The sequence below is a fragment of the Pseudomonas fluorescens group sp. genome, assembly GCF_020093335.1.
Lineage (GTDB): Bacteria > Pseudomonadota > Gammaproteobacteria > Pseudomonadales > Pseudomonadaceae > Aquipseudomonas > Aquipseudomonas petroselini.
The window spans coordinates 86642-98416 of the sequence record NZ_JAIOKW010000019.1 but is presented as its reverse complement, the minus strand read 5'-3'; the positions used below and the strand labels follow the sequence as shown (position 1 = coordinate 98416).

General features: G+C 61.4%; 10 protein-coding genes and 1 rRNA gene. 7 read left to right on the top strand and 4 right to left on the bottom strand.

Annotated elements, in window-relative coordinates:
- Positions 1 to 2 precede the first annotated feature (2 nt).
- Positions 3 to 118: ribosomal RNA gene (gene rrf, locus K7431_RS19665) — 5S ribosomal RNA — on the top strand.
- 303 nt (positions 119 to 421) lie between these two features.
- Positions 422 to 2314: a penicillin-binding protein 2 gene (gene mrdA / locus K7431_RS19660; RefSeq protein WP_012723309.1), complete on the top strand. Its 1893-nt coding sequence runs from the start codon at positions 422 to 424 to the stop codon at positions 2312 to 2314.
- Between the two features lies 1 nt (position 2315).
- On the opposite strand, the gene K7431_RS19655 is transcribed toward mrdA, so the two are convergent.
- The gene (locus tag K7431_RS19655) at positions 2316 to 2717 is read right to left on the bottom strand and encodes a GFA family protein (RefSeq protein WP_043206174.1); all 402 of its coding nucleotides are present in this window, start codon (positions 2715 to 2717) and stop codon (positions 2316 to 2318) included.
- Positions 2718 to 2815: 98 nt separating this feature from the next.
- On the opposite strand from K7431_RS19655, the gene K7431_RS19650 reads away from it, so the two are divergent.
- From K7431_RS19650 to K7431_RS19630, 5 genes are all read left to right on the top strand, one after another.
- On the top strand, positions 2816 to 3283 hold the full coding sequence (locus tag K7431_RS19650) for an SRPBCC family protein (RefSeq protein ID WP_012723311.1): 468 nt from the start codon (positions 2816 to 2818) through the stop codon (positions 3281 to 3283).
- A gap of 131 nt (positions 3284 to 3414) precedes the next feature.
- On the top strand, positions 3415 to 5772 hold the full coding sequence (locus K7431_RS19645; protein WP_012723312.1) for a DNA polymerase II: 2358 nt from the start codon (positions 3415 to 3417) through the stop codon (positions 5770 to 5772).
- 69 nt (positions 5773 to 5841) lie between these two features.
- Positions 5842 to 6420 (top strand): GNAT family N-acetyltransferase, encoded by a 579-nt coding sequence (locus K7431_RS19640; RefSeq protein WP_012723313.1) that lies wholly within the window; start codon positions 5842 to 5844, stop codon positions 6418 to 6420.
- A gap of 12 nt (positions 6421 to 6432) precedes the next feature.
- On the top strand, positions 6433 to 7065 hold the full coding sequence (locus tag K7431_RS19635) for a glutathione S-transferase N-terminal domain-containing protein (protein WP_012723314.1): 633 nt from the start codon (positions 6433 to 6435) through the stop codon (positions 7063 to 7065).
- Between the two features lie 164 nt (positions 7066 to 7229).
- Positions 7230 to 7805: a DUF4174 domain-containing protein gene (locus K7431_RS19630; RefSeq protein ID WP_043205117.1), complete on the top strand. Its 576-nt coding sequence runs from the start codon at positions 7230 to 7232 to the stop codon at positions 7803 to 7805.
- Between the two features lie 59 nt (positions 7806 to 7864).
- Here K7431_RS19630 and K7431_RS19625 read toward each other — a convergent pair whose 3' ends face one another.
- From K7431_RS19625 to K7431_RS19615, 3 genes are read right to left on the bottom strand one after another with little or no spacing between them, the layout of a single operon-like run.
- Complete coding sequence (locus K7431_RS19625) at positions 7865 to 8914, bottom strand: acyltransferase family protein (RefSeq protein WP_012723316.1); 1050 nt, start codon at positions 8912 to 8914, stop codon at positions 7865 to 7867.
- Between the two features lie 22 nt (positions 8915 to 8936).
- Complete coding sequence (murJ, locus tag K7431_RS19620) at positions 8937 to 10346, bottom strand: murein biosynthesis integral membrane protein MurJ (RefSeq protein ID WP_012723317.1); 1410 nt, start codon at positions 10344 to 10346, stop codon at positions 8937 to 8939.
- A complete protein-coding gene (locus tag K7431_RS19615) occupies positions 10346 to 11773 on the bottom strand; it encodes an O-antigen ligase family protein (RefSeq protein WP_043206175.1) in 1428 nt (475 codons plus the stop codon). The genes murJ and K7431_RS19615 overlap by 1 nt, the downstream gene beginning before the upstream one ends.
- Positions 11774 to 11775: the final 2 nt, after the last annotated feature.

The following is an 11775-nucleotide window of genomic DNA, read 5'->3' as shown; positions in this document are numbered from 1 at the left end:
TTCTTGACGACCATAGAGCATTGGAACCACCTGATCCCATCCCGAACTCAGTAGTGAAACGATGCATCGCCGATGGTAGTGTGGGGTTTCCCCATGTGAGAGTAGGTCATCGTCAAGATTAAATTCCGAAACCCCATTTGCGAAAGCAGATGGGGTTTTGTTTTGGGCGGTCGGAAAATGGGCGTGCCAATTCCACGCTTCCTCTGTTGGCTTCAAGCAATCCGGCATCGTCTTTGAATACGGTATCTTCAAAAAACCACGCCTACCCGTTACGGCCTACCAAATCATGCTCCAACCTGCCGTTGGGCAAATGGATACAAAGTGTTTCTGCATTTTTGGTATGGTGCAGCACATTTTCACAGGGATTGATCTTTCATCCGCAGGACGCGGCGTCGACCTTCTTCAACGAGATGCTGTAGAAATGCCTGAACCGATAACGATCAAGGATCACGAAAAAGAGAACCGCCTGGTCAACAAGCGCCTGCTCGCCTGCGCGTTGCTCGTGATTGGCATCACCTGTGCCCTGGTGGGGCGTATGTACTTCCTGCAGGTCGTACAGTTCGACTACCACTCCACTATTTCCGAGAACAACCGCGTCCACGTGCTGCCCATCACGCCGACGCGTGGGTTGATCTATGACCGTAATGGCGTCGTACTGGCCGATAACCGTCCCAGCTACAACTTGACCATCACCCGTGAGCGCACCACCGACCTCAAGGCCGAACTGGACGCCATCGTCAACTTGCTGCATCTGCCCGCCGAAGACCGCGCTGTATTCGACAAGGCGCTGAAACAGGCGCGTCACCCTTTCGTGCCTGTGACATTGTTTTATGAACTTACCGAAGAGCAGATCGCGCTGCTGGCCGTAAACGAATTCCGTCTGCCTGGGGTAGACGTAGAACCGCAATTCGTTCGCCACTACCCCTTGGGCGCTCACTTTGCCCATTCGATCGGTTACGTAGGACGGATCAACGAGAAAGAATCCAAAGCGCTCGACTCGGTGGAGTACCGCGGTACCCAGTCCATCGGCAAGACCGGTATTGAGCGCTTCTACGAGTCCGAGCTGCATGGCCACGTAGGCTATGAGGAAGTCGAGACCAATGCCCAGGGCCGCGTACTTCGCGTGCTCAAGCACACCGACCCGATTCCCGGCAAAAACATCGTCCTGAGCCTCGACGTCCATCTCCAAGAAGCGGCAGAAGAAGCCCTGGGCGATCGCCGAGGTTCAGTGGTTGCCCTCGACCCGCAAACCGGTGAAGTACTGGCGATGGTCAGCAAGCCGAGCTTTGACCCGAACCTGTTCGTTACCGGTATCAGCTTCAAGGAATATGCTGCGCTGCATGATTCCATCGACCGACCGCTGTTCAACCGCGTTCTCAGAGGGCTCTATGCGCCTGGCTCGACCATCAAGCCGGAAGTCGCCATCGCCGGCCTGGACAGTGGCGTCGTCACCGCCCAAACCCGCGTGTTCGATCCCGGTTACTACCAACTGCCGGACTTTGACCACAAATACCGCAACTGGAACCACAGCGGTGACGGCTGGGTAGACATGGACGCGGCGATTATGCGCTCCAACGACACCTATTTTTACGACCTCGCCCACAAGCTCGGCATCGACCGCCTGCACGACTACTTGGCTGAGTTCGGCCTGGGTCAGAAAGTGTCGCTGGATATGTTCGAAGAGTCAGCTGGCCTGATGCCTTCCCAGGCATGGAAGCGTGCCACCCGCCGTCAACCCTGGTTCCCGGGTGAAACGGTGATCCTCGGCATCGGCCAGGGCTATATGCAGGTCACGCCGCTGCAATTGGCCCAAGCCACCGCGTTGATCGCCAACAAGGGCGTGTGGAATCGACCCCACCTGGCCAAGACCATTAATGGCGTGCCGCCGGTGGACGAAAATCCCATGCCCAACGTAGTCCTCAAGAACCCGCACGACTGGGAGCAGGTCAACCACGGCATGCAGCTGGTGATGCACGATCCTCGCGGTATTGCCCGTGCCGCCGCACAAGGCGCGCAATACCGCATCGCTGGTAAGAGTGGTACGGCGCAAGTGGTGGCGATCAAACAGGGCGAGCGCTATAACCGTGAAAAGACCCTGGAACGACATCGTGATAACGCGTTGTTTGTCGGCTTCGCGCCAGCTGAACACCCCAAAATCGTGATTTCGGTAATGATCGAAAACGGCGAGGCCGGTGGTCGCGTTGCAGGACCGGTCGTGCGCCAGATCATGGATGCCTGGTTACTCGATCAGGAAGGCCACTTGAAACCGCAATATGCGACCCCGGCCAAAGCGCCTGGAGACCCAAAGGTTTAAATCAAACCGTCCACTCGTCCCACCGCTCTACATCCTCATAGACAAGCCAGGGCACATCATGGGCTGTCCAGAGGTGCGCGGTGGGGCTGGCGCCCGGGTCATCATCCAGCGTCGCCACCCGCACGATGACGTGCGGTTGATGCCCACGCTCCGCCATCAGATGCGAGCCGCAGCGCGAGCAGAAATGCCTGAATTTACCCGGCGACGATTCAAAGGACGCCAACAGCTCCGCGCCCTGAGTCCAGCGAAAGTGCTCACGCATCACGCCGGCTGTCGCTACGAATGCCGCCGCATGCACCTTGCGGCAGCTGTTGCAGTGGCAGTGGCTGATGGGCATGTCGAGGCCGTCTACCTGGTAGCGCACGCCTTTGCAGAAGCAACTTCCATTCAATGGGTCAGTCATAACGTATTGCCGGTTCAAGGATGGGGTCATCATCATTGCTTACAACCTAAGGTTGCGCATTATTTGATGTCGCCTACTGTCAATGGAGGAGGTGACTTATGCACGTATTAGATCGCATAGAACGAAAAGTCCTGCTCAACGCGTCACGTAAAAAGGTGTGGGAAGCCCTCACCGATGCCGAGCAATTCGGCAGCTGGTTTGGTATCGCTCTAAAAGGCAAAACCTTCGTTGCTGGGCAAACGCTCGAGGCGCCTATCACTTATCCGGGGTACGAACACGTGATCTGGAAGGCCAAAATCGAACGCATCCTGCCGCAAACGCTGTTCTCTTTCTGGTGGCACCCCTTCGCGGTCGAGAAGGGCGTCGACTACGACCAGGAAACCCCGACACTGGTGGAATTCACCATTGAAGACCGAGCGCCGGGCATTCTGCTGCGAGTGGTCGAATCGGGCTTTGACGCCGTGCCTCAGGCCCGTCGGCAAAAGGCCTTCAAGATGAATTCCCGTGGGTGGGACGAGCAGATGGGCAACATCGAAACCTACCTGAACCAGGCCCGCCAGGCCTAACCCCGATGGGCATCAGGGTTGATGCCCGTTTTTCCTGTCGAAGCCTCGCAACAAATTTACGAGATTAAGATCTGCGCACGCGGATGCCGAGTAGAATCACGCCCTGAAAGCGATTCCTGAGGTGCGGTACGGTGGATTTACAGCAGGGTTTTGTCCTGACCCGGCATTGGCGCGATACGCCGACGGGCACGGAGGTCAGTTTCTGGCTGGCCACCGACCAGGGCCCGAGGTTTATCCGCCTACCCGTGCAGACCTCCGTGATGTTCGTCCCCGAAGCCCATCGCAAGCCGCTGGATTGGTTGCTCAAGGGGGAGCGCGATATCGAATTGCGCCCGTTGCAGCTATGCGATTTCCACCACCGTCCCGTCCTGGGCTTGTATACGCGTCAGCATCGCCAGGCGATGGACGTGGAAAAGCGCCTGCGCGCCGCGGGTGTCGATGTCTACGAAGGCGACGTGCGCCCACCCGAGCGCTACATGATGGAGCGTTTCATCACGGCGCCCGTGTGGTTTGGCGGCACGCCCGATACCAGCGGTGTGCTCTGCGACGCACAGATGAAGCCCGCGCCCGACTACCGCCCGCCGCTGAAACTGGTGTCTCTCGACATCGAGACCACCGCCCAGGGCGATCTCTATTCGATTGCCCTCGAAGGCTGCGGCGAGCGCCAGGTGTACATGCTCGGCCCGCCGAACAAAACTGACGCGGTGGACTTTAAGCTCGACTACTGCGACACCCGCGCCCAATTGCTCGAGCGCCTCAACGAGTGGCTCGCCCAGCATGACCCCGACGCGATCATCGGCTGGAACGTGGTGCAATTCGACCTGCGCGTCCTCCACGAACATGCCCAGCGCCTCAACGTGCCGCTCATGCTCGGGCGTGGCGACGAGCCTATGGCTTGGCGCGAGCACGGCAGCCGCAACCATTACTTCGCCGCGGCCGCGGGGCGGCTGATCATTGATGGTATCGAAGCCCTGCGCTCGGCCACTTGGAGCTTCGAATCCTTCAGCCTGGAAAACGTCGCGCAAACCCTGCTGGGCGAGGGCAAGGACATCTCCACACCGTACCAGCGCATGGATGAGATCAACCGCATGTTCGCCGAGGACAAGCCCGCCCTGGCGCGCTACAACCTCAAGGATTGCGAACTGGTTACGCGGATTTTCGAGAAGACCGAACTGCTCAAATTCCTGCTGGAGCGCGCCAGCGTTACGGGATTGCCGGCCGATCGCAACGGTGGCTCCGTCGCCGCGTTCACCCATTTGTATATGCCGTTGATGCACCGCCAAGGCTTCGTCGCGCCGAACCTGGGCGACAAACCACCCCAGGCCAGCCCCGGCGGCTTTGTCATGGACTCACGCCCCGGTCTCTACGAGTCGGTGCTGGTGCTCGATTACAAAAGCCTCTACCCGTCGATTATCCGCAGCTTCCTGATCGACCCGGTCGGCCTGATCGAAGGCCTCAAGTACCCCGATGACAGCGACTCGGTGGAAGGCTTTCGTGGCGCACGTTTTTCCCGCACCCGGCACTGTTTGCCGGCCATCGTCGCGCGGGTCTCCGAGGGCCGTGAAGTGGCCAAGCGCGAACACAATGCACCGCTGTCCCAAGCCCTGAAAATCATCATGAACGCCTTCTACGGCGTACTCGGTTCCAGCGGGTGCCGCTTCTTCGACACCCGACTGGCCTCGTCGATCACGATGCGCGGCCACCAGATCATGCGTCAGACCCGCGAACTGGTCGAAGCCCAGGGCTACGAGGTGATCTACGGCGACACCGACTCCACGTTCGTCTGGCTCGGCAGCGCGCACTCCCAGGAGGAGGCCAGCCGCATCGGCCGAGGGTTGGTGCAGCACGTCAATGACTGGTGGCGCGAGCACTTGCACACCACATTCGGCCTGCAAAGCGCCTTGGAATTACAGTACGAAACCCACTTCACGCGCTTCCTCATGCCAACCATCCGTGGTGCGGAGGAGGGCAGCAAAAAGCGCTACGCCGGCCTGGTGGTTCGCAGCGATGGCAGCGAAGACATGGTCTACAAAGGCCTGGAAACCGTACGCAGCGACTGGTCGCCGCTGGCCCGCCGGTTCCAGCAGGAACTCTACCAGCGCATCTTCCATCGCCAGCCCCATCAAGACTACATACGCGACTACGTACGCCGCACCTTGAGCGGCGAGTTCGATGAGTTGCTGATCTACCGCAAACGCCTGCGCCGCCGGCTGGATGATTACGAACGCAACGTGCCGCCCCATGTGCGCGCTGCGCGCCTGGCCGATGAGTACAACGACCGCTTGAACCGGCCGCGCCAATACCAGCGCGGTGGCTGGATCAGCTACGTGATCAGCGTCAACGGCCCGGAACCGTTGGAAGTGCGCCAGGCGCCCATCGACTACGACCACTACGTCACCCGGCAATTGCAGCCGGTGGCCGATGCGATCCTGCCGTTCGTGAATGACGATTTCAGCACCCTGGTCGGTGGGCAAATGGGCCTGTTTTAAAACGCTTGCCTCGTTTGTGTGAGTGCCTGCACTCTTGGGCACTGACGACCCAAACACGGCGCCGCTTCCATGACCCAGATCACACTGACCGGCACCACGGTCGAACTCCTGCCCCTGCAAAGGGCACACAAGGCCGCCTTGCTCGAGGCCGCCGCCGATGGCGAACTGTGGAACCTCAAGGTCACCCACGTACCGGGCCCGGACACCGTCGATCAATACATCGACACCGCCTTGGCGGGCCGCGACGCTGGCACCATGATCCCCTTCACCCTGGTGCGCCGCGATACCGGCCACGTGGTCGGCAGCACGCGGTTCTGGAAGGTCGACCGGGTCAATCGCAAGCTGGAAATCGGCCATACCTGGCTGGCGCTGTCCGCGCAGAAAAGCGGCATCAATACTGAAGCCAAGCTGCTGTTGCTGACCTACGCTTTCGACGTGCTCGACTGCGTGCGCGTGCAATTCACCACAGACGAACTCAACGAAAAATCCCGCGCGGCGATCCTGCGGCTCGGTGCCGTTCAGGAAGGCATCGTGCGCCACGAACGCATCATGCCTGACGGCCGCAAGCGCAACTCGGTGCGCTTCAGCATCATCGATTCGGAATGGCCGCAGGTGAAAGCCAACGTGCAGGCCAAACTGCAACGCTAGGAGGAAAAGCCCATGTACACGCTTTATGGCATCGACGAGTCCGGCTCCTGCATGATCGAAATCGCCCTGCAGCGCTGTGCGGTGCCATGGCGACGGGTAGACGCAGCCTCTTGGGCCGACGGCGAGGGCAGCGACGAACTGGCCCGCATCAACCCGCTCAAACAAGTGCCCACCCTGGTCACCCCCGACGGCCAGGTGCTGTCGGAAAGCGCCGCGATCCTGATCCACCTGGGCCTGGAGTTTCCCGCTTCTAACCTACTGGCGGGCAACCGCGCGCAGATCATTCGCGGCCTGGTGTACATCGCTGCCAATTGCTATTCGGCGATAGGCATCATCGACTACCCGCAACGCTGGCTGGGCGACGTCAACGAAACTGTGCAGGCGCAACTGGTCACCGGCACCCGGCGCTACCTGCACCAGGCCTGGGTGGTGTTCGCCGATCAGTTTGCCGACCAGTTGTTTGCCGCCAACAACGCACCCAATGCGCTGGGCTTGATGGCGGCTGCAGTGTCGCGCTGGGACGAGGCGCGGGAGGCGTTGAATGGCCTGGCGCCGGGCTTTGCCCAGACACTCGCGCAAGTGGATGCCGACCCCCTCGTAGCGCCCGTATTTGCTCGGCATTGGCCGGAATGGAAGGTCTCATAATGTTTCCGCAATCAGTGGAAACAATGCCAGCCACATCCACCAAACCCTTGCGTAGCGGGCGTCCTGACCTACGCTTTCTTAAAGTGGTGTAGGAATCATCCTTGAATTTGACTGTCGCAGACATGAAACTCAAGAACCCTGCATGGAATTTAAAGGAGGTGCGCATGCTCATCCGGTCGCTGACCCTGGCTACCTTGATGGCTTTTACGGGGCCGCTGTTGGCTGCTGATGATATCAACCCGCTCAAGCAGGACTTGGGCAAAGCCCGGCCGCTGGTGGTGGTGGAGCTTGATGCCGGCAACGACACCTTGGCGACCCTCAAGAAACAGTTGGACGAGCCTGCGACCAAGCAGTCCTTTGAAGAACGCAGCATGGTGTTCTACACCGTGAAGTTCGGCAGCATCGGTGCCGAAGGCGAGAAGTTCGCCAAGGACCCCAAGGACAACAAAAAGCTCACGCCGCCAGAGACCAACGCGCTGATACGCGCCCTCAAGCTGGGTGCGGGCAGCGGCACCAAGGTGATCCTGGTGGGCAAGGACGGCGAGAAGAAACTCGAGAAGACCGTGCCACCGGATACCCTCGACCTGAAGGAATTTTTCAGCGCTATCGACCAGATGCCGATGGCTGAAAAAGAAGCCGCCGCCGCCGCGGAACCTGAACCTGCAGCACCGCCGCCAGCCAAGGGCGCCAAGCCTGCCAAGCACGGCAGCAAGCCAGCCCCTCAGCCCCTCGACGACTGAAATACAAATCTCCAGGTGGGAGCTGCGGCGCCGCTCCCACAGTTGGATCTGCTGCGTCCTTAAGTCGGTGCCTTTTCCCCAACCGCCTTACGCACCGGAAACGGAAAGTAGAAAAACCGCAGGAACGCCACCCGCTTGATCACTTCCCCGATCAACAACGGCACCACCACCGCCACCACAAAACCGATGCAGGCCGCGATAAGCGCGGGCAGCCCCAGACGCTCCATCAGGTCGAAGGTCTTGTGTTGGATTTCGCCGTGGAAGATCAGCAGGATCAGCGTCGACTGGCCGATGTAGGTCATCCCGCGCGTGATCAGCGCCGACACCATCAGCACCCGCGCCAGCGCCCAGCACGCGTACACCCCAATCACCGCCATCAGGCTGGTCCACAGCCAGTGATCGTAGCGACGCTGCGCCAGGTCCATGGTGTCACCTCGGTAGAGGAACACGGCGGCAAACAGCACGACCGACACCAACAGGGTCAGCAGTGAACCCGCATGGGTGCGCAGCCAGTCCCGCAGCAGATAGCCGTAGATGAAACAGGTGCTGCTGATCAGGGTGATATCCAGGCTGAACGGTAGGCCCGGCAGTACCCAAGTGCTGCCGCCCAGGGTCACCGGCCGTTGCCAGAACCACGGCAGCGTCCAGATGCCGATCAGCAAGGGCACCAGCATTACCAGGCAACGCACGGCCAGCGGCAGGCGCTGGATCAGTCGGAGCACGACCCAACTGAACAGGATCGCCACCCAGAAGTGTGGCAAAAACCACAGCGCCTGCCACGGGATGGTGTCCACCGAGGCATACAGCACGCCGCCAATATCCGGCAGCAGCGGCTGGCCACGCAGGATACTGCGCACGATCACATAGGTGAGCATGGTGAAGAAAAACGGCTTGAGCAGGCCGTCAGCCTTGCGCACGGCCATCTCTACAAAGGGTTGTTCAGGCTTGAAGAACACCCCGGACAAAAAGAAGAACAACGGCAAAATGAACGACGCCAGTATCGGATACAGCACGTCCGGCGAGGTGGCGACGAACCAGCTGTGTGCATACACGATCACCAGGATGCCGATGCCTTTGGCGATATCCATTTGAATCCAGCGATGTTTCATCTGAGTCGTCCCGATCGATCGTTCATGCCTTGCGCCACGGCTTCAGCCACAGCCCCATCCCGAGCAACACCACGGCGCCGGCCAGGGTGCTCAGCCCCAATTGCAGCCACACGCCCTCAATCCGAAACAGCGCCAACGCCGCCGCGCCCATCAGCACGCCACTGAGCAACCATTGCCGCGCCCAGGGCAGGGCACCCAGCAAGCCCTGGCGTTGCATCAACAGCAACGCGGTGCAGAGCACTCCCGCCAGGGCCGCCAACGGAATGCCCGCCAGCCCGAATACAAACGGCAGTACCCCCAGCAACAGCACATTGACCAGGCTGCCGAGCAGCTCGCAGCGCAGTGGTTGGCGCGTGTCACCGGCGGCGTAGGCATAACGTGCGAGCAGGGCGTTCCAGGCGCCGAATACCAGCGGCACGGCAAACCAGGCCAGCAGCAGCGGCAACGGTGAGTCCAGCGATTGCGCGGGCAGCAGCAACGCCACCAGGCTCGGGGCCGCCGCCACCAGGCCGACGCCGGCGGGCAGGGTCAGCATGCTGGCGGTCTCCAGGCCACGCTTGAGCAGGGCCAGGCGCTCAGCGCCCTGGCGGCGGCTCATCATGCCCAGCAGCACCTGGTTGAGGCTCATCAGCGCAATCAGCGGCAGGTTCATCAACTTGCGCGCCAGGTTGACCCAGGTCACCGCGCCTTCGCCCAGTAACGACGCCACCAGCCGTTCGATCAACGCCAATCCCTGGCTGGCACCATTGCTCAATAACAAGGGACCGATGCGTTGGCCCAATTCCCGCAGCGGCGCCAACGACAGCTGCCAATGCCACGGCCGCCAGCCCTGGCGCCACATCGATGGCAACAGCGCCAACGGCATCAACAGGCTGCCCGCCAGACAGGCCAGCGCCAGCGAATGCGGTTGGGTGGCGGTGCCGGCCAGTGCGAGGTAGGTCACCGGCGGCAGGTTGAACAACAACGAGCCCAAGCCTGCCAGCACAAAACGTTCGCTGGCCTGCAAAGGAATGCTGAACAGCGCATGCAGCATCAGCCCCGGCACGCACCAGGCGACAATCTGCAAGTTATTGCTGGCGAGCGCCGTGGCACTGGCCGCCAGGCCCGGCCCGAGCAATTGCACCAGCCACGGCGCCAACAGTGTCAGCAGCAGGCTGGTGACCAGCGCGATCAGCAGCAACGCCGGGAACAACACCGTCAACCAGCCTAGTCGCTCGTCGTCCTTGCGCGCCAGGTACAGCGGCAGCGCAGCGGCACTCAGCACGCCGCCGGCCAACGACATGCGCAGCGCCTCCGGTAAAAACAGGGCGATCAGGAACGCATCGCTGCGTTCTCCTGCGCCCCAGGCCGCCACCAGCAACCATTCACGGGCAAAGCCCAGGCACAGGCCGAGCAGCGTCGCCAGCGTCAGCCAGACGGCGGAGCCCAGCATCAGGGTTGCGCGCCATCAAGCGCGGATTCGCGAACGGCCACGTTTTTCACCTGCGGCAGGCGCGCCGGAAACAGTCGCCGCGCCTCCAGCACATTGATCCCGACCATCAGCCAGAACAGCGCAACCATCACCACCGCAAAGCTGAAGTAATGGTCGAACAGACCGCTGACCAGCGCCGAGAGAATCCCGGCGGTGGTGCCCAGCCACAGTGCATTGTCCTTGGTCAGGCGGATCGGGCCGCTGTCCGGGCGCGCTTCACGCCACCAGCGTACCGTCACCGCCACAAAGAACAGCATGCCGACGATGCCGGTCTTGTAGATGAAGTTCAGCCACAGGTTGGAGATGCCCAACAAGTCGGTGCCCGGCACCGGCGGGTCGACCTTGAAACCGATGCCGAACGGATACGCCAACACCGCCTGCGGGAACATGCGGTATTCGTCGAAACGCACTTCGGTACTGGCGTTGTTCGAGGAAAAAATCGTCGCCAGGCGTTCCTGCAACGGCGGATACGCGATCACCAGCGCCACCGTCAGCGCCGCGCCGATCATCAGCAAACGCCCGGTGTATGGCACCCGGCGCGTGGCCATCCACAGCAGCACCAGCGCCAGGCTGACCATCGCGCCACGGCTACTGGCCAGCAGCAACGCCGCCGCGCCGAGGCAGGCCACGCTCAGCCCCAATGCGCGCTTCCAGCCTTGCTCGGTCATGCCGAAGCAAAAGGCCAGGGGCAGCAGCAACGCCATGATCCCGCCGATGGCATTCGGGTGCATCCACGGTGAGCCCATGCGCGAAGACATGGCCTCCAGGCCGAATTTCAGCATGTCGAAGTTGCCGTAATTGAACAGCGCCAGGATCGGCGCGATACCGGCCCCGGAGCGTGTGCGCACGAACACCGCGATCGACAGCACCAGCATCGCCAGGCTGCCCAGCAGCAAGGCGATCACCAGGGATTCGCGGTGCTTGTGGTCCACCAGCAATTTGGCGCAGAGGAACACCGACGACAGGCTCAGCAACCAGCGCAACCAATTGGCCACGCCGCTGGTGTCGGCGTGGATGGTGACCTGGCCGACGATAAACGGGAACACGCTGAACAGCATCAGCCACAACAGCATCTGGTCGGTGGGGCGGCGGGTGAGGCTCGGTGGGTCGGGCAGGCGTGTCAGCAAGTTGTGCCACAGCACCGCGCCCCAGGTCAGCGCCAGGATGGCTTCGCTGACGGTGCTGCGAATGCCCAGGTTGACGGTGGAGTACGGCATGAACGTGGCGACCAGGGCAAACAGCAACAGGCCCCAGAACGGAAAGCGCAGGATGGTCACTGCCCCGGCCAGGCCGATCACGGCGAGGAACGCCTTGGCCGGTGACAGCAGCAGGGCGAGGGCGCCAAACAGCAGCCCAAAGAGGATCGCGACGAGACTGGGCAGGTTCACGT